Raw genomic sequence first — 20630 nt, 5'->3', positions numbered from 1 at the left:
CCGCCCTAGGCTGGGCGGCGCCGCTGGGACCGGCTCTTGGGAACCTCCCAGCCGTGTGTTGTCGTATGTCGTGTAAGTCTTGAGCGTCGGCGTCGAAGAGCCGGCGCATCTCGACCGTTGTGGAGGACCGGTGGCGCAGCCGAGCACGCCCGATACCGAGACGAGCGGCGGGTCCGCGGCGCCCGTGCCCCCGGCGCACGACGCGTCGCAGCTCGAGCGCGCGATGTTCGAGGTCAAGCGGGTCATCGTGGGCCAGGACCGGATGGTCGAGCGGATGTTCGTGGCCCTGCTGGCCCGCGGGCACTGCCTGCTCGAGGGTGTGCCCGGCGTGGCCAAGACCCTCGCGGTGGAGACCCTGGCCAAGGTGGTCGGCGGCACGTTCTCCCGGGTGCAGTTCACCCCGGACCTGGTGCCGGCCGACATCGTGGGCACCCGGATCTACCGGCAGTCGAGCGAGCAGTTCGACGTGGAGCTGGGCCCGGTGTTCGTCAACTTCCTGCTGGCCGACGAGATCAACCGGGCGCCGGCCAAGGTGCAGTCGGCGCTGCTCGAGGTGATGGCCGAGCACCAGGTGTCGATCGGCGGCAAGAGCTACGACGTGCCCGACCCGTTCCTGGTGATGGCCACGCAGAACCCGATCGAGCAGGAGGGCGTCTACCCGCTGCCGGAGGCGCAACGGGACCGCTTCCTCATGAAGATCCTCGTGGGCTATCCGACGGACAGCGAGGAGCGGGAGATCGTCTACCGGATGGGGGTGAGCCCCCCGGAGCCGAAGCAGATCTTCACCCCGGAGGACCTGCTCGCCCTCCAGGGCCGCGCTGACCAGGTGTTCGTGCACAACGCGCTGGTGGACTACACGGTCCGGCTGGTGCTGGCCACCCGGGCCCCGGCACAGCACGGCATGCCGGACGTCGCCCAGCTGATCCAGTACGGGGCGAGCCCCCGCGCCTCGCTCGGCATCGTCCGGGCCACCCGGGCGCTGGCGCTGCTGCGCGGCCGTGACTACGCGCTGCCCCAGGACGTGCAGGACATCGCCCCGGACATCCTGCGCCATCGGCTGGTGCTCAGCTACGACGCGCTGGCCGACGACATCCCGGCCGACCACATCGTGGCCCGGATCATGCAGATGGTGCCGCCGCCGCAGGTCTCCTCCCGGCAGGGCTCCGGGCCGAACGGCGGGTCCCCGGCCGCGCCGCCGGTCCCGCCCGGCCCGATGACCCCGGTCCCGGCCGGTGTGGCCCAGTCCGCGCAGTACGTGGCCGGCCCCGCCGGTGTGCAGCCGACCAGCGGCGTCCCGGCGGGCGTGTTCGACAACGGCCGGCCCCAGCCGCCGGCCGGGCCCTGGCCCGCCCCCGGTCACCCCGGCCAGCCCGGACCCCAATGATCCGGCCCGGCGCGGCGGTGCCGGTCGCCCCGGAGGAGGCGGCCCGGTCCGAGGCCGTCCTCGCCAAGCTGCAACTGCTGGTCACCCGGAAACTCGACGGCCTGCTCCAGGGGGACTACGCCGGCCTGCTGCCCGGCCCGGGCAGTGAGGCGGGCGAGTCGCGGGAGTACCGGCCGGGCGACGACGTGCGGCGGATGGACTGGCCGGTGACCGCCCGGACCACGCTGCCGCACGTCCGCCGTACGGTGGCCGACCGGGAACTGGAGACCTGGCTGGCCGTGGATCTGTCCGCGAGCCTCGACTTCGGCACCGCGAAATGGCTCAAACGGGACCTGGTGCTCGCGGCCGCCACCGCGATGGCCCATCTCACCGTCCGGGGCGGCAACCGGATCGGCGCCGTGGTGGGCACCGGCTCCGGCGTACCGGAGAGGAAGGTGAGCCGGAGCTGGTGGCGCCGTAGGCCGGAGACGGTGGGTGAGCCCGTCCCGGGCGGCCCGGTTCTGCGGCTGCCGGCGCGGGCCGGCCGCAAGGAGGCGCAGGGCCTGCTGCGGGCGATCGCCGGGACCATGATCCGGCCCGGCCGCGCCGACCTGGGCGAGCTGATCGACATGCTGAACCGGCCGCCCCGGCGGCGCGGCGTGGCCGTGGTGATCTCCGACTTCCTGGCCCCGGTGGAGGGCTGGGCCCGGCCGGTGCGCAAGCTCGGCGTCCGGCACGACGTGCTCGCCATCGAGGTGGTCGACCCACGTGAGCTGGAGCTGCCGGACGTCGGGGTGCTGACCCTGGCCGATCCGGAGTCCGGGATGCTGCACGAGGTGCAGACCTCCGATCCGGAGCTGCGCCGTCGGTACGCCGAGGCGGCGGGGGAGCAGCGCGCCGCGATCGCCCGTGCGCTGCGCGCCGCCGGCGCGGCCCACCTCCGGCTGCGCACCGACACCGACTGGCTGCTCGACATGGTCCGCTTCGTGGCCGCTCAGCGCCACGCCCGTACCCGAGGGACCACACGATGATCCGTTTTCTGGAGCCGTGGTGGCTGCTGACGCTGCTGCCGGTCCTGGCCATGGCCGGGCTGTACGTCTGGCGGCAGTTCCGCAAGCGGCAGTACGCGATGCGCTTCACCAACGTCGACCTGCTCCGCACCCTCGCCCCGAAGGGCCTGGGCTGGCGCCGGCACGTCTCGGCGGGCGCGTTCCTGCTGATGATGGGCGCGCTGGCGGCGGCCACCGCCCGCCCCTCGGTGGACACCGAGGAGCCGCTGGAGCGGGCCACCGTGATGCTGGCCATCGACGTGTCGCTGTCGATGCAGGCCGAGGACGTGGCGCCGAGCCGGATCGAGGCGGCGCAGGAGGCCGCGAAGGCGTTCGTGGCCGAGCTGCCGCCCAGCTACAACCTGGGCCTGGTGTCGTTCGCGAAGGCGGCGAACGTGCTCGTCGCGCCGACCAAGGACCGGTCCGCGGTGATCAGCGCGATCGACGGGCTGACGCTGGCCGAGGCGACCGCCACCGGTGAGGCGGTGTTCACCTCGCTGGACGCCATCCGGATGGTGCCGGCCGACGGCGCGGACGGCGCCCCGCCCGCCCGGATCGTGCTGCTCTCCGACGGCTACCGCACGTCGGGCCGCTCGATCGAGGACGCGGCGACCGCGTCGGCGCAGGCCAACGTGCCGGTGTCGACGATCGCGTTCGGCACCGACACGGGTGTGGTCGACATCCGCGGCTCGGTGCAGCGGGTGCCGGTGGACCGCCTCTCCCTGCAGGAGCTGGCCGAGAACACCGACGGCTACTTCTACGAGGCGGCCTCGGTGAGCGAGCTCAAGCAGGTCTACGAGGACATGGGCAGCTCGATCGGGCACCGGACCGAGCCGCGCGAGGTGACACGGTGGTACGCCGCCGTGGGCCTGCTGCTGGGGCTGGCCGGCGCGGCGATGAGTCTGCTGTGGACGTCCCGGTTGCCCTAGGGAGTGTTGTGCGCCAGGACGAACAGCACGACAACCCAGGCCGAGAGCAGGGTGAAACCGAGGGGCGCGACGATCTTCTTCATGGTTGAACCGTCTTCCGCTGGTGACTGAGCTACGGACGTAGGTCACTTCGCGGCCGAGAACCACCGCACGCCGGCGGGCCGGCCTCGACGGGGCCGGTGGCGTGCGGGTGGGGGTCGAGTGTCAGCGGTCAGAAACGCTGACGAGCGTCCCGGCCACGACTGGGAGGATCGCTATCTCGCACAGCGATCACCTCCACTACATAGCCGGGCCAGAACCGTGTCGGACTGTACCCCTTAACCACAACTTAAGAAAATCGGCGCGGCCCTGAACGGGGTGTAAGTCGGCGGGACCATCCCTCGGCAGGGGTAGTGCGGGCGGATAGTCTCGCCTTTCAGAGGGATCGTCGTGACCCTGTGTGATGACTCGTCGATTGGAGTGTGTTGTGGCTCGCACCGTTCTGGTGACCGGAGGAAACCGCGGCATCGGCCTGGCCATCGCCCAGGCCTTCGCCAAACAGGGAGACCGGGTGGCCGTCACCCACCGCGGCTCGAACGTCCCCGAGGGCCTGTTCGGTGTGCAGTGCGACATCACCGACTCGTCGGCCGTCGACGCGGCGTTCACCTTCGTGGAGAACGAGCTCGGCCCGGTCGAGGTCCTGGTGGCGAACGCCGGCATCACCGACGACACGCTGCTCCTGCGGATGTCCGACGAGCAGTTCGAGCGGGTGATCGACACCAACCTGACCGGGGCGTTCCGCTGCGCGAAGCGGGCCAGCACCAAGATGCTGCGCGCCAAGTGGGGCCGGATCGTCTTCATCTCGTCGGTCGTCGGCCTGTACGGCGGCCCCGGCCAGGTGAACTACGCGGCGAGCAAGGCGGGCCTGGTCGGCATGGCCCGTAGCATCACGCGTGAACTGGGCAGCCGCAACATCACCGCGAACGTGGTGGCGCCCGGTTTCATCGAGACCGAGATGACCGCCGTCTTGCCCGACTCGCGCAAGGCCGAGATCATCAAGGCCGTCCCGGCCGGTCGTCTCGCGGCCACGGACGAGGTCGCCGCCGCGGTGACCTTCCTGGCGAGCGACAGTGCGGCGTACATCTCGGGCGCCGTGCTCCCCGTCGACGGGGGCCTCGGGATGGGGCACTGAGTTTTCCGAGACTTTTTCAGGAGAGAAGTAAAAGTGTCTGGACTGCTGGCCGGTAAACGGCTGCTCGTCACCGGCGTCATCACCGACGCCTCGATCGCCTTCTCGGTGGCGAAGCTGGCCCAGGAGGCCGGCGCCACCGTGGTGCTCACCGGCTTCGGCCGGCTCTCGCTGGTGGAGCGGATCGCGAAGCGGCTGCCCGAGCCGGCTCCCGTCATCGAACTGGACGTGACCAACCAGGAGCACCTGGACGGCCTCGCCGGCAAGGTTCGCGAGCACGTCGACGGACTGGACGGCGTGGTCCACTCCATCGGCTTCGCCCCGCAGAACGCCCTCGGCGGCGCCTTCCTCGACACCACGTGGGAGGAGGTGTCGCAGGCGCTGCACGTGTCGACGTACTCGTACAAGTCCCTGGCCACCGCCTGCCTGCCGCTGATGGATCAGGGTGGCTCCATCGTCGGCCTGACCTTCGACGCGACCAAGGCGTACCCGCTGTACGACTGGATGGGCGTCGCCAAGGCCGGGCTCGAGTCGGCCTCCCGCTACCTCGCCATGTACCTGGGCAAGCACGGCATCCGCAGCAACATCGTGTCGGCCGGCCCGCTGCGCACCATGGCGGCCAAGTCGATCCCGGGATTCAGCGAGTTCGAGGACGCCTGGACCCAGCGGGCGCCGCTCGGCTGGAACCTCACCGACCCGGAGCCGACCGCCCGCGCGGTGTGCGCCCTGCTGTCCGACTGGTTCCCGGCCACGACCGGTGAGATGGTGCACGTCGACGGGGGTTACCACGCTCTTGCGGCCTGAGCGACCGCACCGGGCGGCACCCGGCTGAGGGTGCCGCACCGGGCCTCGGGCGAGGGCCAGGAGGGCAGGCCAAAGGCAGGCACCGCGTAGTCCGGTGGCAGGATGGGCGCGTGGTTTACGACGCGTTCGTCCTGCTCTCCTTCGGCGGGCCCGAGAAGCCCGATGACGTGATGCCGTTCCTGCGCAACGTGGTCCGCGGGCGCGGTGTCCCGGACGAGCGCCTCGCCGAGGTGTACGAGCACTACATGCACTTCGGCGGGGTGTCCCCGATCAACCAGCAGTGCCGTGACCTGCTCGCCGCGATCGGGACCGAGTTCGCGGCGCACGGCGTGAGCCTGCCCACCTACTGGGGCAACCGCAACTGGCACCCGATGCTGGCCGACACCGTGGCACAGATGCGCGACGACGGGGTCGAGCACGCGCTCGGGTTCGCCACCAGCGCGTACGGCGGGTATTCGTCCTGCCGGCAGTATTGGGAGGACATCGCCGCGGCCCGGGCGCACGTCGGGCCGGGCGCCCCACGGATCTCCAAGCTGCGGCAGTTCCACGACCATCCCGGTTTCGTGAATCCGCACGTGTCCGCCGTACGGGAAGCCTTGGGGAAGCTGGACCCGGACCGCCGGGCCTCCACCCGCCTGGTCTTCACCGCCCACTCCGTCCCGGTCAGCATGGCCAGGACGGCCGGCCCCGAGGGCGGGCGGTACACCGCTCAACTGGAGGAGACCGCCCGGCTGGTGCACGCGGCGGCCGCCGCCGACCTGGGCTATGACCTGGTGTGGCAGAGCCGCTCCGGCCCGCCGCACATCCCGTGGTTGGAACCGGACATCAACGATCACCTCGCGCTGCTCGCCGAGAAGGGCGTGACCGACGTGGTGGTCAGCCCGATCGGGTTCGTCTCCGACCATCTCGAGGTCATCTGGGACCTCGACAACGAGGCGAAGGAGACCGCGACGCGGCTCGGCCTCGGCTATGCCCGGGCGGCGACGCCCGGCGTTCATCCCGAGTTCGTCGCAATGGTGCGGCAACTCGTCCAGGAGCGGACCGATGATCAGGAACGGCCAGCGCTCGGTACGCTGCCGACCTGGGACGTCTGCCCCGCGGACTGCTGCCCCCCACCCGCGCGACGAAAGGCACCCTGATGAAGGAGCGTAAGGCGATCGAGAGCTGGCTCACCGATATGGACGGTGTCCTCGTCCATGAGGGTGAGCCGGTGCCGGGCGCGCCCGAGTTCGTCAACCGGATGAAGGCGAGCGGCAAGCCGTTCCTCATCCTCACCAACAACTCCATCTACACGCCCCGCGACCTCCAGGCCCGGCTCTACCGGATGGGCTTCGACGTCGACGAGTCCTCGATCTGGACGGCCGCGCTGGCCACCGCCCAGTTCCTCGCCGACCAGCGGCCCGGCGGCACCGCCTACGTGATCGGCGAGGCCGGCCTGACCACCGCCATGCACGCGGCCGGCTACATCCTCACCGAGTTCGAGCCCGACTACGTGGTGCTCGGCGAGACCCGCACCTACAGCTTCGAGGCGATCACCAAGGCGATCCGGCTGATCAGCGCCGGCTCCCGGTTCATCTGCACGAACCCGGACGCCACCGGCCCGTCGAACGAGGGCCTGCTCCCGGCCGCCGGATCGGTCGCCGCGATGATCTCCAAGGCGACCGGCGTGAAGCCGTACTTCGTCGGCAAGCCGAACCCGATGATGATGCGGTCGGCGCTCAACGCGATCGGCGCGCACAGCGAGACCACCGCGATGATCGGTGACCGGATGGACACCGACGTGCTGTGCGGTCTGGAGGCCGGGCTGGAGACGATCCTGGTGCTCACCGGGATCAGCAGCCGGATGGAGAGCGAGACGTACCCGTACCGGCCGTCCCGGATCATCAACTCCGTCGCCGACCTGATCGACGAGATTTGAGCGTCATCGACGCGGCGGCCTGGGTGTGTGTCCGCGAACGGCGGGTCCTGGTGGTCCGGGCCGCCGGGTCGGACGCCTTCTACCTGCCCGGCGGCAAACCCGAGCCGGGGGAGTCCGACGCCGGGGCGGCGGCCCGCGAGGTGTCCGAGGAGGTCGGGATCAGTGTCGACCCGGCCGGGCTGCGGCACCTCATCACGATCGACGCGCCCGCCCACAACCGGCCGCCGGGCACCCGTGTCCGCCTGGTGTGCTTCACCAGTGACGAGCCCGGCGAGCCGAAGGCGGCCAACGAGATCGCCGAGATCGGCTGGTTCACGTCGGCCGACGCCGGGCGGTGCGCGCCCGCGATCAGGATGGTTCTCGACGAGCTAGTCGGCGCGGACCTGATCGACTGAGCGGGCGTGCTCGGTGAAGAACCGGGTGGCGATCGCGGTGTGGATGCTGAACCCGAGCTCGGTCGGCCCGTAGAGCACCTCCCGCCGGACCGTCTCCTCGGTGTCCGGCTCCGGCGGCAGGTCGGCGGGGCTGCGCATCGCCGGCAGCAGGCCGAAGATGAGGACCGTGCCGTCGGGGGCGCTGACCGTGTCGTACAGCCGGACATGGCCCGGATCGGCCACCACCCCGGTCTCCTCGAACAGCTCCCGCACCGCGGCGGCCTGCCAGGTCTCGCCCACGTCGATGAAACCGCCCGGCAGCGCGAGCCGCCCCCGAGCCGGCGCGATCCCGCGGCGGACCGCCAGCAGGCCGGCGCCGACCGGCTGCACCGCCACCGCCACCGGGGTGGGGTTGAGATAGCTGACCTCGCCGCACGCCATGCAGCGGCGTGGCCACGGCTGATTGATGGTGAACCGGGCGCCGCAGAAACTGCAGTGCGCGTGCCGGTCGAGGGCCGGCCTCACGGGCGCAACGGGGAGTTGCAGGCCGCCACCAGGGCCTGGCGGCAGGCGGCGGTCAGCGGGCGCAGGGCCTCGTCACGCTGCTGGGCCTCGTAACCGTTCACGGCGCCGCCCGGCGCGCTCGTCTCGGCGAGGGCGAGGACCTGGTCCAGGACGCTGGCCCGGGCGAACAGCCGCCGCGAGCGCGGGTCGAACCCGGGCGGCAGGGTCTCGGCGCTCTCCGGCCGGCGCAGCGCCTGGAGGGCGCCGGCCAGCTCCGGTTTCCACTGCGCCACGTCGAGCCGGGTCAGCCGGGCGGTGGCCTCGCCGAGCGCGGCGGTCAGCTGCGCCTCGGCCTCGGCGGCGCCCATCTGGAAGACCTGCCGGTGCTCGGGCGCCTCGTGGACCCGCCACAGCACGGTGGAGAACTCCACACCCGAGCCGGACGTGTGCCGGCGGACCTCCGGCACCACACCGAACGACGGTGTCATCACCGCCTCGCCGGCCAGCAGCGCCGCCCCGGTCAGGTCGCCCGGGCCGGGCAGACCGCGCGGGTCACCGGGCACCGGCAGCACCAGGCGGATCTCGTCGGGGTGCAGCTTCGCGAAGATCGGCAGGCCGTGGGGCAGCGGGACGTCGGTCCAGGTGCCGGGGGCGTCGGCGACGAGGTGCTCCTCGTCCGCGGCGATCTCGTCGGCCAGCTCGTCGAACGGGACGAGGCCGGCGCGCCAGGCGCGCACCCAGGCCACGAACCTGGTGGACCGGCGTGCGGTACGGGTGGCCGCATCGGCTGCGGGTGACATGCGAGCAAGGGTACGTGCCGGTGCGGAGAGTTGTCTCGGCTCGGAGCGTCACCGCCTGTGTGTCAGTGATCGCGCGTTACCGTGCGGGACATGTATGGGGAGGATGTGCTGGCGGGCGACTGGCGCCGCCGGAAGGTGACACCGGAGGTGGAGGCCGAACCGGATCTGGTGGTCGAGGACGCCGATTCCGGGTTCTGCGGTGCGGTCGTCGGGTTCGAGCTGGGCGCCGTCGTCCTGGAGGACCGGAACGGCAGGCGCCGCAACTTCCCGCTCGCCCCGGCCGCGTTCCTGCTGGACGGCCGTCCGGTCACATTGGTCCGCCCGGTCGCCGGCCGGATCGAGAAACAGCGCCGGGTCACCGCGTCCGGGTCGGTCGCCGTCGACGGCGTGAAGGCCCAGGTGGCGAAGGCCAGCCGGATCTGGGTGGAGGGCATCCACGACGCCGCCCTGGTGGAGCGGATCTGGGGCGACGACCTGCGGATCGAGGGCATCGTCGTGGAGCCGCTGGACGGCATCGACGACCTGACCGGCGCGGTCGCCGCGTTCCGGCCCGGACCGGCGCGACGGCTCGGCGTACTGGTCGATCATCTCGTCCCGGGGTCCAAGGAGAGCCGGATCGTGGCCCGGGTGACCGACCCGAACGTGCTCGTCACCGGTCACCCCTACGTGGACATCTGGCAGGCGGTCCGGCCCGAACGGGTGGGCCTGCGCGCCTGGCCGGTGATCCCGCCGGGCCGTCCGTGGAAGGAGGGCGTCTGCGCGGCCGTCGGTGTCCGGGAGCCGGCCGACATGTGGCGCCGCGTCCTCGCCTCGGTCAGCTCCTACCGGGACGTCGAGACACCGCTGATCAACTCGATGGAGCGGCTGATCGACTTCGTCACGGTCTTCGAGGACTGAGCACGCTTCCGATGCGGCGGGCGGCCTCGGCGAGGCGGTCCGGCGGGTGGGCGGCATAACCGATCACCAGGCCCGGCGGTCCGGTTCGGCGCCGGTGCCAGGTCAGAGGCTGCACCAGTACGCCCGCGGCCGCGACCCGCCCGGCCACCTCCACGTCGTCGGCCGTCCCCGGCAGCAGCACGAGCAGGTGCAGCCCGGCGGCCACCCCGGCCACCCGCGACCCCGGCAGATGCTCGCGCAACCCGGCCAGCAGCGCGTCCCGCCGTGCCCGCTGGCGGGCCCGGACCGCCCGCAGATGCCGCTCGTAGTCGCCGGACGCCAGCAACTCGGCCAGCACCAGCTGCGGCAGCGCCGGATTGCCCAGGTCGCTGGCGTGCTTGGTGGCGAGCAGCTCGGCCTGCATCGGGCGCGGGGCGATGAGCCAGCCCATCCGCATGGCCGGCGCCAGCGATTTGGAGACACTGCCGAGGTACGCCACCCGCTCCGGCATCGACCCCTGCAACGCGGCGACCGGCGCCCGGTCGTACCGGTGCTCGGCGTCGTAGTCGTCCTCGATCACCAGGTTGCCGCCGGCCGCCCAGGCCAGCAGCTCCCGGCGGCGGTCCGGGGCCAGCACCACCCCGGTCGGGAACTGGTGCGCCGGCGTCAGCACGGCCGCACCGACCCCGGTCGCGACCAGATCGCCGATCCGCATCCCGTCCGCGTCGACCGGCACCCCCACCTGCGCCATGCCCCAGAACGCCATCTGGTCGGCGGCGCCCCGCGACCCCGGGTCCTCGACCGCGACCGTCGTGACGCCCCGGGCCTTGAGGACGTGCGCGACCAGGGCGAGCCCCTGCGCCACGCCCGCGGTGACCACCACGTCGTCCGCTTCGGAGCGCACCCCACGCGTACGGGTGAGCCAGGCGACCAGCGCCGCTCTCAGCCGGGGTGTGCCACCCGGGTCGCCGTAGCCGAGGTCCGCGGCCGTGATCCGGTCCAGCACCGCGCGCTCGGCCCGCAGCCAGACCGCCCGGGGGAACGCCGACAGGTCCGGCACACCCGGCGACAGGTCCAGGTCGACGCCGTCCGGGGCGGAGACCGGCAGCCGTAGCTCGTCCAGCGTCCGCCGGCGGTCCCCGGCCGGCCGTGACCCGAGCGCCGTGCCGCGCCCGGTGACGACCGTGCCCGACCCGGTCCGCGCCCCGGCCAGCCCCTCGTCGACCAGCCGCTGGTAGGCCTGCACCACCACACCCCGGGAGACGCCCAGCTCCCCGGCGAGCAGACGGGTGGCCGGCAGCCGGGCGCCCGGCGCCAGCCGCCCGGCCGTGATCGCCGCCCGCAGGCCCTCGGTCAGCCAGGCGGTCAGCCCTTTGGCCGGCGCCTCCCCGGCCCGTAGCTGGAGAAAGTCCGATCCGGAAATTGGTCCACCTCATCCCGCTCGAATTGGCCCTCGAACCGGACCATACTCGGGGGAACAATGCTGTCCATGACACCCTCCGTTCGGGAATCCGCCGCACCGCCACGCCTGTCGCGGACCGCGCGCTACGGGCTGGCCGGGGCGGCCGGCATGGTCTTCGTCGGCGGCAGCGTCGCGGTCTCCGGCCACCTCGCCGACGCACCGCTGTTCACCGTGCAGGCCGCCCGGTACGGGGTGGCCTGCCTGCTCCTGCTCGGCTACGCCCGATGGGCCGGCACCCCGGTGCACCGGCCCCGCGGCCCCGAATGGCTCTGGCTGCTCGGCGTCACCCTGACCGGCCTGGTGATCTTCAACGTCGCCCTGATCCAGGGCTCCCGGCACGCCGAACCCGCGGTCATCGGCGTCGCCGTGGCCTGCGTGCCGATCGTCCTCGCCGCGTTCGGCCCGCTCCTGGAGGGCCGTCGCCCGGCCGCCCGGGTGCTGGCCGCCGCCGTGGTGGTGACCGCCGGCGCTGCGCTGGTGCAGGGGCTCGGCCGTACCGACGCGACCGGCGTGGCCTGGGCGGCCGTGACGTTCGCCTGCGAGGCCGCCTTCACCCTGCTCGCGGTGCCGGTGCTCGGCCGGCACGGGCCGCTCGGCGTCTCCGTGCACGCCACCTGGCTGGGCGCCGCCGTGTTCGCCGCGATCGGCCTCACGGTCGAGGGTCCCGGCGCGGTCACCCGGCTCCACCTCGACGACGTCCTCGCCGGCGCCTACCTGGCCGTCCTGGTCACGGCCGTCGCGTTCCTGCTCTGGTACACGTGCGTGGCCGGCATCGGCTCCGGCCCCGCCGGCCTGCTCACCGGCGTTGCCCCGGTCGCGGCCGCCGCCACCGGCATGGCCCTCGGCGCCCCGTCCCCGGCCCCCCTGGTCTGGCTCGGCATAGCCACGGTGGCCGCCGGCCTAACCCTCGGCCTATCCCACCGCCCCACCACACCCACCACCACCACCACCGCACCCACCACCCCCACCGCACCCACCACACCCACCACACCCACCACCGCCTCCGCCTCCGCCCCCGCAGCCGCAGCCGCAGCCGCAGCCGCAGCCGCAGCCGCAGCCGCAGCCGCAGGCACCCTCCCGCGATCTTGAACGCTTTCCCACCGGTGGCGGTGGTCGATCGTCCGAGATCGAGGACCGCGGGGAGGCGCGCTCAGCGCGTTGCCGCCGGCCTGCCAGGCGCTTCGGCGATCTTGGGCGTCTTGCCACCGGTGGCGGTGGTCGATCGTCCGAGATCGAGGACCGCGGGGAGGCGCGCTCAGCGCGTTGCCGTCGGCCTGCCAGGCGCTTCGGCGATCTTGGGCGTCTTGCCACCGATTGCGGTGGGGAATCGTCCAAGATCGCGGGAGGTGGGGTGAGTGCGGTGAGTGGGGTGGGGTGAGTGGGGTGAGTGGGCAGCTCAGCCCGGTGGGGCGGCACGGGCGGGAGTGGGCAGGTGGTCGCGGAGGTGGCGGGACGGGGTGGTTGCGGTTGGGGACGGGCACGTCCGTACCGGGGATGGGTGGGTCCTCAGGCCAGATGGCTGGGGGCGCGGCTGTAGCGGAAGGTGGCGATGTCCAGGCGTTCGGGCGTGCCGTCGGGGTCGCGCAGGATGCGCAGGATCTCGCCCTCGTTGTCGCCGGAGAGGCCGCGCCAGCGGTCCGGGGCCTCGCGCGCGAAGCGGGTGTGATGGTTGGGGCCGGTCATGACGAGGGCGTCGCCGTCGGGGAGGAGCGAGTACTCGCGGCCCATCCACCACCAGCGGCCGCAGATCTCGGCGGCCTCGCCCTCGGGGGCCGCGGGCGGGCGCCACGCGGGGACGGGGGTGGGCTCGGTGTCCAGGGTCGCGGTGAGAGCCTCCAGGCCGACGTCCTTGATGCTGGTGCCGTCGAGGCCGTAGGCGTTGGCGAAGACGATGACACCCATCCGGCTGCGGCGGTGTACGGCCAGGTGCGCGACGTAGCCGGGCATCGATCCGCCGTGCCCGGCGTAGACCCGCTCGCCGACCCGGTACAGCTGTGGGCCGAGGCCGTGCCCGGCGGTCCAGGACTCCAGATCGCTGATGGCGACCGGCGTGCACATCTCGTCGACCGTCTCCCGGGCCAGGACGGCCGGCGCCGGATCGGCCAGGAAGGCGGCCCATTTCGCCATGTCGGTGACCGTCGACCAGAGCTGCCCGGCGGGCGCCATGGCGCCGGTGTCCGGGCGGGGTTCCTCGTGCAGGGCGCCGCCGAGGGCGTGCTGCACCACATAACCCCGGGCGTACGGCTCGACCGGCGCGTAGGTGGTGCGCTTCATGCCGAGCGGGTCCAGGAGGCGTTTGCCGGCGAGTTCGGCCCAGCCCATGCCGGTGACCCGTTCGAGGACCGCGCCGAGCAGACCGTAGGCCAGGTTGGAGTAGCGGTAGCGGCGGTACGGCGGCCCGGCCAGCTTCTCGTAGGTGAGTTCGGCCAGCAGTTTGTCGACGTCGCCGCCGGGGTTGCGCTCCCACCACGGGCCGTCCGGCTCGCGTTGCAGTCCGGAGACGTGCCCGAGCAGCTGGCGCAGGGTCACGCCGCCGATCGGGGTGCCCGGCAGGTGCCGGTAGAGCAGGTCGTCGAGGGCGAAGAAGCCCTCGTCGCGCAGCTGCATCACCAGGGTCGCGGTGATCGTCTTGGTGATCGAGCCGAGCCGGTACTGGGTCTTCGGGTCCGGGCGGGGCTGCTCGCCGGCGCCCGCGAAGTGCAGGACGGCGCGGTCGCGGACGACGGCCAGGGCGAGCGACGGCACCCGGCCGGTGGACTGTGCCCGGGCGGCGATCCCGTCGATCCGGCGGACGGTCTCCGGTAGCAGCGTCACGGTGGGTTCCCTCCCCTGCGGCGAACTCATGGGTCTAACTGTTTGAACCGGATTCGGCTACGGTCGCCGTGGGTGCATGGACGTGTCACGATCGGTGTTGTGGAAGCCGTGCTCTGGATCGTCCTCGCCGTCGTCCTGACGATCGCCGAGGCCTTCACCGCGACGATTCTGGTCATTTTCTTCGCCGCCGGTGCCCTGGCCGCGGCCGGTGCCGCCGCGCTCGGCGCGGACCTGGTGGTTCAGGTGATCGTCTTCGCCGCGGTGTCCGGGCTCTCGGTCGGTGCGCTACGCCCGATCATCATGCGGCACGCCCGCCCCGCCCTGGAGACTGGGGAGCGCCCGTTCGGGATCGAGGCGATCGAGGGTTCCCGCGGCACCGTGGTGGAGGAGGTCTCCGCCGACCACGGCATGGTCAAGATCGACGGCGAGCTGTGGCAGGCCCGCTCGGTCGACGACCAGGAGGTCTTCCTTCCGGGGACACATGTCCGGGTCGTCAGGCTGCGTGGCGCGACCGTCCAGGTGTGGCACGACGACCTGCCCGATCTATAGAAGGAGTGGGTTGATGGAACAGATCGTCCTGATCCTCGTCATAGCCATCGTCGTGCTCGTCGTGACCACGCTCGTCAAGTCGGTCCGGATCGTCCCGCAGCAGCGGATGGACGTCGTCGAACGGCTGGGGAAGTACCAGCGCACCCTCGCGCCCGGCCTCAACCTGCTGGTGCCGTTCGTCGACTCGGTGCGCACCAAGGTCGACATGCGTGAGCAGGTGGTCTCCTTCCCGCCGCAACCGGTGATCACCTCGGACAACCTGGTCGTCTCGATCGACACGGTGCTCTACTTCAAGGTGGTCGACCCGGTTCGGGCGACCTACGAGATCTCCCACTTCCTCCAGGCCATCGAGCAGCTGACCGTCACCACCCTGCGCAACGTGATCGGCTCGCTGGACCTGGAGCGGGCGCTGACCAGCCGCGAGGAGATCAACCGGCACCTGTCCGGGGTGCTGGACGAGACCACCGGCCGCTGGGGCATCAAGGTGACCCGGGTCGAGATCAAGGCGATCGAGCCGCCGCCGAGCATCCGCGACTCGATGGAGAAGCAGATGCGCGCCGAGCGGGACCGGCGTGCCGCCATCCTCAATGCCGAGGGCCACAAGCAGGCGCAGATCCTCACGGCCGAGGGCGAGAAGCAGGCCGCCGTGCTGCGCGCCGACGGTGACCGGCAGGCCCGGATCCTCCAGGCGGAGGGCCAGGCGAAGGCGATCCGGACCGTCTTCGACGCGATCCACCAGGCCAATCCGTCGCAGAAGGTGCTCGCGTACCAGTACCTTCAATCGCTCCCGCAGATCGCCAACGGCACCGCCAACAAGGTGTGGATCCTGCCGACCGAGCTCACCAGGGCGCTGGAGGGGCTGGGCGGGGCGCTCGGCGGCCTGGCGGGCATGGTGGGCGACGAACCCCGGCCGGACGTGGACGCCAGCGCCGTCGAGCGGGAGGCGGCGGCCGCCGCCGAAGCCGCCGCGGCTGAGGCACGGCGGGTCGACGAGGCGGTGCGGAAGGCCGAGGCGGAGGCCTCCGGGCGGCCGGGACTGCCCGCCCCCGACCTGATCCCGCCGAGCGCGGCGCTCGGCGGGGCCGACTACGACGGAGTGCAGCACATCGAAAAACACTGACTTTTCCAGCTTTTGTGAGATCAGCCGCATTCGGCGATGACTCTTTGGCATGCTTCGCAGCAGGATTCCCGACCGGTGCCCCCGGCCGCTCGGCTTGTTGCCCCAGCTAACGAGGCGGAGCCATGAGCAGCAGCCAGCGTCAGACGGCGAGCGGCCGACCCCTGCGGGTCGCGCCGGCGTGGGTCGGCGCCCCCACCACGACCGAGGCGGACACCCACCACCTTCTACCGGTGCGGGACGCCGTCTGGATCTGGTCGGTCCGCCGGTACGCGCGGCTGGCCCTGTGGGCGCTCCCGGCCGCCGCGGTGTTCTACGGCTGGCTCACCCTCGACGTCCAGGGCGGACCCGGCCCCCTCGCCGTCGGCCTGCTCGCCGGGTGGCTCGCCATGATCTCCCTGATCGCGCTGGCCGGGCTGCTCGCCGGGTCCCGTACCCGGCGGTGCGCCCTGGCCGGGCTGCTGATCGCGCTGGCCGGCGCCACCCTGCTGCTGCCGGTGGCGGCCCTGCCGGGGGACGCCGTGGTGGCGAGCGCGCCGATGGTCGCCGGGCACGTCGACAGCCTGCTCACCGTCGCCGCGGCGGTGTGCGGCGCCGGGATGCTGCTGCTCGGCTGGGCGGTGTTCCGTTCCAAACTCGTCAACCCCGCCGACGGGGTGCTGCTGATGCTCGCGGCGCTGGCGATGGGTGCGGGCACGTCCGTGGACCAGCCCGTACCGACCGTCGGCGCCCTGCTCGCTCTGGCCGCCGGAATGGGGCTCGCCTGGACCGGCGGCCGCCTCGTACCCCGCTCCTGAGTCAGCGCGTGATCTCGTAGAACCCGATCGCCGCCGCGGTCGCCACGTTCAGCGAGTCGACCCCGTTGTGCATCGGGATCACCACCCGGGCGTCGGCCGCCTCCAGGGCGGTACGCGTCAGCCCGGGCCCCTCCGCGCCGAGCAGCAGCGCGGGCCGCTCCCGCTGGGCCGGGGTCAGGTCGGCGATCGAGACGGCGCCCTCGCCCGGCGTCATCGCCAGCAGGCTGAACCCGGCCGCCCGGATCGCCTTGAGGGTGCCCGGCCAGTCGTCCGACTTCGCGTACGGGATGGCGAACACCTCACCCATGCTGACCCGGACCGCCCGGCGGTAGAGCGGGTCCGCGCAGTTCGGCGACAGGACCACGGCGTCGATGCCGAGCGCCGCCGCGCTCCGGAACAGCGCACCCAGGTTGGTGTGCGTGTTCAGCCCCTCCAGGACGGCCAGGCTCCGCGCCCCGGCGAGCATCTCCTCCATCGCCGGCAGCTCCCGCCGGTGGAACGACGCCAGGATGCCCCGGTGCACGTGGAACCCGGTGATCGACTCCAGCACCGGCGGCGGAGCGGTGTAGAGCGGCGCCTCCGGCGGCAGCCCGGTCAGCTGATCGGCGCGCTTCTCGTCGACCAGGGCCGAGCGCATCCGGTAGCCGGCCCGCAGCGCCCGCTGGATGACCAGCTCCCCCTCGGCGATGAACAGACCGTTCGGGGGTTCCCACCGGGTCCGCAGCTCGACGTCGGTGAGGGCTAGATAGTCGCCGATCCGTGGATCGTCCGGGCTGGTGATACTGAGTGCTGGCACACCGGCATTATTCGCGGGGTAGGGTCACCCTTGTCGAGTTCGCCGGGGGTGATCCGTGTCGGATCCGCATCTGCTCGCCCTGTTGCGTGCCATCCGGTTGCGCCAGAACGCGCCGGACGCCGCCGCCGCCGGAGTGGCCGATGCCGACGCCGCGCTCTCCGAGATCCCCGTTCCGAAGAAGGCCGACGACGAGGAGACCGACGTGCCCCCGTCGCACCACCCCGGCGGAGGCCTGCTCTGGCGCGGCGATCCCGGCGACACGATCGGCCGCTCCGGTTTCCAGGCCCGCTACGGCCCCGACCGGGGAATCCCACCGATCGGGGCCGTCCCGTCCGGCCCGACCGGCCCGGTGCCGAACATCCCGCCGGTCGCCCCGGCCCGCCGGCTCGGCGGGCCCGGCACCGAGTTCCCGCCACCGGAGACGATCGGTGGCCATCCGGGCCGCCGCCGTCCCGGGGTGCCCGGCAAACGCGGCACGCCCCGGCCCGACGGCGTCGACCCGGCCGACGGTCAGGCGCTGCGCGACACCCAGGGGCTGCTCCGTACCAGCCTCGACGCCGCCGGCGGCATCGACGAGGTCGCCGACCGGCTCTGGCATGCCCTGCGGCAGGCGCAACCGGCCCTGCTCGAAGCGCTCCCCGGCACCCCGGAGACACAGCGCGCCCAGCTGGTCCGCGCGCTCGGCTGGCTGGTCCGCCGGCTGGACGACCCGCCCGCCCTGGTCGCCGGCTGCATTCAGCTCGGTGCGGTGCTGGCCGAGTGCGGCATCCCGTGGACCCGGCTCCGGGTGGTCGGCGCCGCGCTGGCCGAGGCGATGCGCGCGGGGATGGCCCCGGGCGCCTGGCGGCAGGACTTCGACCAGGCCTGGCGCTGGACGTGGCAGCACATCTACGAGTGGCTGGTGCACGGGGGCACGCTCGCCGCGTACCAGCCGAGCGCATGGCCCGCCGAGGTGATGGAGCACGACGTGCGCCGCCAGGACCTCGCGGTGATCACGTTGCGGCCGTCGCTGCCGATGCCGTTCCGCCCCGGGCAGTACACCCGGGTCGAGGTCGACGCCGTGCCGGGGATCCGCCGGCCCTACTCGCTGGCCGGCGCCCCGCACCGGGACGAGCTGATCGAGCTGCACGTGCGGGCGAAGACGGAGACCGGCGTCAGCGGCACCCTCGTCCACCACACCCGCGAAGGCGACCTGGTCCGCCTGAGCCGTGCCGAGGGCGACATGGGTCTCCCCGCCGAACCGGGCCGCGGCATCCTCATGATCGCCGGCGACACCGGTGTGGCCCCGATGAAGGCCATGCTCGCCGAGATGGTCGCCACCGGCGACACCCGGCCGGCCGTGCTGTTCTGGGGCGTCCGCGACCGGACCGAGCTGTACGACATCGAGGCCCTCACCGAGCTGGCCGCCCAGGCGCCGCGTGCCGCGGTGGTCCCGGTGGTGGCCGAGGGCGATCCCGGGCCCTACGAGTCCGGCCTGGTCACCGACGTGGTCGCCGCCTTCGGCGAGTGGTCCCGCTTCGAGGTCTACGTGGCCGGGCCGCCGCTCATGCTGACCAGCACCGGCGCGGCGCTGCACCGGCTCGGCGTGGATGCCGCGCGCATCCATCACGACGCGCCCGAATAACCCCATTTCTGGTACGCCGTCAGCGGCCGTCAGCGGACGGCGTAGCCCGGGACGGACGGCCAGCGGACGGTGAGCACCACCGACTCCTCGGCGGCGAACCAGGAGTGGTCGACGCCGCGCGGCCAGACCACGTAGTCGCCCTGTTTGTCGAGGACGACCGTGCGTTCCGGGAACTCCATGTGGAAGCAGCCGCTGATCAGCACCAGCAGTGCGGTCCGGTCCTCGCCGCGGACCCACTCGGCCCGCCGGTCGCCCCGCGGATGCCGGCCCCACTTGATCTCGACGTCGGTGCTGTGCCGGGGGTCGCCCTCCGGCTTGAAGTGCCCCAGCAGCCAGCCCCGGTCGGCGAGCGCGTCCGGGTCGGCGTTTCCCACGTAGATCTCGCTCATCCGGCGAGCGCCTCGTCGAGGATCTTGCGGTAGGCGGCGGGCACGTGGTTCGGGCCGCCGGGGGTGAAGACGTCCGAGTGGGAGACCTCGGCCCACGCCGTCGCTGGCACGGCGGCGCGGAGCTCGGCCAGGACCGGCGCGCCGTCGGTCAGCATGGCGAGGGCGACCAGGCACTCCTCGGCCTCGCCGACGCACTCGAACGGCTTGTGCGCGTCGATGCCGAGCAGCTCCAGGAACCCGGCCGTCTGGGACGGGTCGGTGAACAGGTCCCGCCCGAAGATGTGCGCGAGCCGCTCCCGGGACATGTGCGGGGCCATCGCCAGGAAGACGAACCGGCACTTCGGACAGTCACCGCACCAGCGGGTCGTCGGGTCGTGCAACTTGAAAGCCTTGTTACAGCTCGTAACAACATCATCGTACGCAGTGTGACCGGCGAACAGTTGGGCGATGTGCAGTTCGGACAGTGGGCGCAGCAGTGAGAAATACGGGTCGGACAGTCCCGCGTACGCCGCCACGGCGGCCCGCAGCAGCCCCTCCGCCTCGACGCCCTTGGACCACTGGTGATTCACCTCGTGGCCGTTCCAGATCAGGTTCGGGTCGGAGGCGGACCGCTCGTTCGACATCACCACCGGGCCGAGCCCGTGCCAGACCGCGGTGGCGACGGCGATCAGCGAGTTGATCGCGGTGACCGGGATGTGGCCGTTCAGCGCCCCGGCCTTGTTGAGCTCGAAGAGCCGCGGGTCCAGCCTGCGGCGGGCGGCCAGCGCGGGCAGGCCGGAGGCGGCGTTCACCTTCTCGATCACCGGGTTCGGGTTGACCGAGAACGGCACCGGGTCGAGCCCGGCGGCGCGCAGGATTTCCAGGGTGACGATCGAGTCCTTGCCGCCGCCGACGGCGGAGAGCGGCCGGCCACCGGTGATCCCGGTGGGCTCGGCGGCCGGAATCACCCCCGGGGCCTCCACGGTCAGCTCCAGCACGTGCGGAAGCTGGTTGCGGTACGCGTACTCCGCCATGCCCTTGGTGTAGACGGCCGTGAGGAAATCGGTGACCTGGGGCGGCACGGGTTTGGGCGCGACCACCCGGGCCGGCGCGCCGACCTTGAAATAGCTCACCCCGGCCACCACGTGCAGCAGGTCGAGCACCCGGGTCAGAGCCTCCGGCACGGCCGGGTCGGCCGGCACCGGCAGCGTGATCGTCTCGGTGAAGCGCAGCGGCTCCGGCCCGTCCAGCAGGTAGTCGAACGTCGCCACGCCCGTCACCGGATCGAACGTGTACGAGGGGAACTGCATGACGTCGA

General features: G+C 72.5%; 21 protein-coding genes. 14 read left to right on the top strand and 7 right to left on the bottom strand.

Translation table 11 applies throughout. The features are described 5' to 3' along the window. Nucleotides 1-130 precede the first annotated feature (130 nt). The 8 genes from KZ829_RS09415 (at nucleotide 131) to KZ829_RS09380 (ending at nucleotide 7626) form a co-directional block, all read left to right on the top strand. Nucleotides 131-1384 (top strand): AAA family ATPase, encoded by a 1254-nt coding sequence (locus tag KZ829_RS09415; RefSeq protein ID WP_308285405.1) that lies wholly within the window; start codon nucleotides 131-133, stop codon nucleotides 1382-1384. Continuing rightward, the gene (locus KZ829_RS09410; protein ID WP_220143461.1) at nucleotides 1381-2394 is read left to right on the top strand and encodes a DUF58 domain-containing protein; all 1014 of its coding nucleotides are present in this window, start codon (nucleotides 1381-1383) and stop codon (nucleotides 2392-2394) included. The genes KZ829_RS09415 and KZ829_RS09410 overlap by 4 nt, the downstream gene beginning before the upstream one ends. After that, nucleotides 2391-3341 carry a 26S proteasome regulatory subunit RPN10 gene (locus KZ829_RS09405; RefSeq protein ID WP_188121910.1) on the top strand — a complete coding sequence of 317 codons (951 nt, stop codon included), beginning with the start codon at nucleotides 2391-2393 and terminating at the stop codon, nucleotides 3339-3341. Before KZ829_RS09410 ends, KZ829_RS09405 begins: the two co-directional genes overlap by 4 nt. Nucleotides 3342-3807: 466 nt before the next feature. Beyond that, on the top strand, nucleotides 3808-4512 hold the full coding sequence (locus KZ829_RS09400) for a beta-ketoacyl-ACP reductase (RefSeq protein WP_220143460.1): 705 nt from the start codon (nucleotides 3808-3810) through the stop codon (nucleotides 4510-4512). Between the two features lie 33 nt (nucleotides 4513-4545). After that, nucleotides 4546-5313: an enoyl-ACP reductase FabI gene (gene fabI / locus KZ829_RS09395; protein ID WP_183217664.1), complete on the top strand. Its 768-nt coding sequence runs from the start codon at nucleotides 4546-4548 to the stop codon at nucleotides 5311-5313. A 110-nt stretch (nucleotides 5314-5423) separates the two neighbouring features. Continuing rightward, complete coding sequence (locus KZ829_RS09390; RefSeq protein ID WP_220143459.1) at nucleotides 5424-6452, top strand: ferrochelatase; 1029 nt, start codon at nucleotides 5424-5426, stop codon at nucleotides 6450-6452. Then, nucleotides 6395-7231 (top strand): HAD-IIA family hydrolase, encoded by an 837-nt coding sequence (locus tag KZ829_RS09385; protein WP_372453853.1) that lies wholly within the window; start codon nucleotides 6395-6397, stop codon nucleotides 7229-7231. The genes KZ829_RS09390 and KZ829_RS09385 overlap by 58 nt, the downstream gene beginning before the upstream one ends. Then, nucleotides 7228-7626: an NUDIX hydrolase gene (locus tag KZ829_RS09380; protein ID WP_220143458.1), complete on the top strand. Its 399-nt coding sequence runs from the start codon at nucleotides 7228-7230 to the stop codon at nucleotides 7624-7626. The genes KZ829_RS09385 and KZ829_RS09380 overlap by 4 nt, the downstream gene beginning before the upstream one ends. On the opposite strand, the gene KZ829_RS09375 is transcribed toward KZ829_RS09380, so the two are convergent. Together KZ829_RS09375 and KZ829_RS09370 are read right to left on the bottom strand one after the other, a co-directional pair. Next, the gene (locus tag KZ829_RS09375) at nucleotides 7600-8130 is read right to left on the bottom strand and encodes an NUDIX domain-containing protein (RefSeq protein WP_308285404.1); all 531 of its coding nucleotides are present in this window, start codon (nucleotides 8128-8130) and stop codon (nucleotides 7600-7602) included. The genes KZ829_RS09380 and KZ829_RS09375 overlap by 27 nt on opposite strands. Further along, nucleotides 8127-8909 carry an Rv1486c family protein gene (locus KZ829_RS09370; protein ID WP_220143457.1) on the bottom strand — a complete coding sequence of 261 codons (783 nt, stop codon included), beginning with the start codon at nucleotides 8907-8909 and terminating at the stop codon, nucleotides 8127-8129. The genes KZ829_RS09375 and KZ829_RS09370 overlap by 4 nt, the downstream gene beginning before the upstream one ends. A 90-nt stretch (nucleotides 8910-8999) precedes the next feature. Here KZ829_RS09370 and KZ829_RS09365 point away from each other — a divergent pair, with 90 nt between their 5' ends. Continuing rightward, complete coding sequence (locus KZ829_RS09365; RefSeq protein WP_220143456.1) at nucleotides 9000-9806, top strand: DUF3097 domain-containing protein; 807 nt, start codon at nucleotides 9000-9002, stop codon at nucleotides 9804-9806. On the opposite strand, the gene pdxR is transcribed toward KZ829_RS09365, so the two are convergent. Continuing rightward, nucleotides 9787-11142: a MocR-like pyridoxine biosynthesis transcription factor PdxR gene (pdxR, locus tag KZ829_RS09360; RefSeq protein ID WP_246635374.1), complete on the bottom strand. Its 1356-nt coding sequence runs from the start codon at nucleotides 11140-11142 to the stop codon at nucleotides 9787-9789. The two genes, KZ829_RS09365 and pdxR, sit on opposite strands and share 20 nt — an antisense overlap. A gap of 132 nt (nucleotides 11143-11274) precedes the next feature. On the opposite strand from pdxR, the gene KZ829_RS09355 reads away from it, so the two are divergent. Continuing rightward, nucleotides 11275-12336: a DMT family transporter gene (locus KZ829_RS09355; protein ID WP_220143455.1), complete on the top strand. Its 1062-nt coding sequence runs from the start codon at nucleotides 11275-11277 to the stop codon at nucleotides 12334-12336. Between the two features lie 417 nt (nucleotides 12337-12753). On the opposite strand, the gene KZ829_RS09350 is transcribed toward KZ829_RS09355, so the two are convergent. Further along, on the bottom strand, nucleotides 12754-14061 hold the full coding sequence (locus KZ829_RS09350) for a serine hydrolase domain-containing protein (RefSeq protein ID WP_220143655.1): 1308 nt from the start codon (nucleotides 14059-14061) through the stop codon (nucleotides 12754-12756). Between the two features lie 99 nt (nucleotides 14062-14160). On the opposite strand from KZ829_RS09350, the gene KZ829_RS09345 reads away from it, so the two are divergent. From KZ829_RS09345 to KZ829_RS09335, 3 genes are all read left to right on the top strand, one after another. Continuing rightward, entirely contained in the window at nucleotides 14161-14610 is a 450-nt protein-coding gene (locus KZ829_RS09345; protein ID WP_220143454.1) for an NfeD family protein, read from the top strand. A 13-nt stretch (nucleotides 14611-14623) separates the two neighbouring features. Then, on the top strand, nucleotides 14624-15730 hold the full coding sequence (locus tag KZ829_RS09340) for an SPFH domain-containing protein (protein ID WP_220143453.1): 1107 nt from the start codon (nucleotides 14624-14626) through the stop codon (nucleotides 15728-15730). 122 nt (nucleotides 15731-15852) lie between these two features. Then, nucleotides 15853-16524, top strand: a complete 672-nt coding sequence (locus KZ829_RS09335) for a hypothetical protein (protein WP_220143452.1) — start codon at nucleotides 15853-15855, stop codon at nucleotides 16522-16524. A 1-nt stretch (nucleotide 16525) separates the two neighbouring features. On the opposite strand, the gene KZ829_RS09330 is transcribed toward KZ829_RS09335, so the two are convergent. After that, complete coding sequence (locus tag KZ829_RS09330; protein ID WP_220143451.1) at nucleotides 16526-17320, bottom strand: TrmH family RNA methyltransferase; 795 nt, start codon at nucleotides 17318-17320, stop codon at nucleotides 16526-16528. A gap of 55 nt (nucleotides 17321-17375) precedes the next feature. Here KZ829_RS09330 and KZ829_RS09325 point away from each other — a divergent pair, with 55 nt between their 5' ends. Next, complete coding sequence (locus KZ829_RS09325; protein ID WP_220143450.1) at nucleotides 17376-18944, top strand: flavohemoprotein; 1569 nt, start codon at nucleotides 17376-17378, stop codon at nucleotides 18942-18944. A gap of 29 nt (nucleotides 18945-18973) precedes the next feature. On the opposite strand, the gene KZ829_RS09320 is transcribed toward KZ829_RS09325, so the two are convergent. After that, the gene (locus KZ829_RS09320; RefSeq protein WP_220143449.1) at nucleotides 18974-19333 is read right to left on the bottom strand and encodes a cupin domain-containing protein; all 360 of its coding nucleotides are present in this window, start codon (nucleotides 19331-19333) and stop codon (nucleotides 18974-18976) included. After that, entirely contained in the window at nucleotides 19330-20622 is a 1293-nt protein-coding gene (locus tag KZ829_RS09315) for a MurL-like N-terminal domain-containing (protein WP_220143654.1), read from the bottom strand. Before KZ829_RS09315 ends, KZ829_RS09320 begins: the two co-directional genes overlap by 4 nt. Between the last annotated feature and the right edge of the window lie 8 nt (nucleotides 20623-20630).

Origin of the sequence: Actinoplanes hulinensis (assembly GCF_019429605.1) — a bacterium.
GTDB classification, from domain to species: Bacteria; Actinomycetota; Actinomycetes; order Mycobacteriales; family Micromonosporaceae; genus Actinoplanes; species Actinoplanes campanulatus.
This window is presented reverse-complemented; position numbering and strand designations above follow the sequence as displayed.

Coding starts and splice junctions, on each gene's coding strand:
- KZ829_RS09365 (WP_220143456.1), top strand. CDS start 9,000: ATGTATGGGGAGGATGTGCTGGCGGGCGACTGGCGCCGCCGGAAGGTG.
- KZ829_RS09315 (WP_220143654.1), bottom strand. CDS start 20,622: ATGCAGTTCCCCTCGTACACGTTCGATCCGGTGACGGGCGTGGCGACG.
- KZ829_RS09355 (WP_220143455.1), top strand. CDS start 11,275: ATGACACCCTCCGTTCGGGAATCCGCCGCACCGCCACGCCTGTCGCGG.
- KZ829_RS09410 (WP_220143461.1), top strand. CDS start 1,381: ATGATCCGGCCCGGCGCGGCGGTGCCGGTCGCCCCGGAGGAGGCGGCC.
- KZ829_RS09405 (WP_188121910.1), top strand. CDS start 2,391: ATGATCCGTTTTCTGGAGCCGTGGTGGCTGCTGACGCTGCTGCCGGTC.
- KZ829_RS09340 (WP_220143453.1), top strand. CDS start 14,624: ATGGAACAGATCGTCCTGATCCTCGTCATAGCCATCGTCGTGCTCGTC.
- KZ829_RS09335 (WP_220143452.1), top strand. CDS start 15,853: ATGAGCAGCAGCCAGCGTCAGACGGCGAGCGGCCGACCCCTGCGGGTC.
- KZ829_RS09370 (WP_220143457.1), bottom strand. CDS start 8,909: ATGTCACCCGCAGCCGATGCGGCCACCCGTACCGCACGCCGGTCCACC.
- KZ829_RS09320 (WP_220143449.1), bottom strand. CDS start 19,333: ATGAGCGAGATCTACGTGGGAAACGCCGACCCGGACGCGCTCGCCGAC.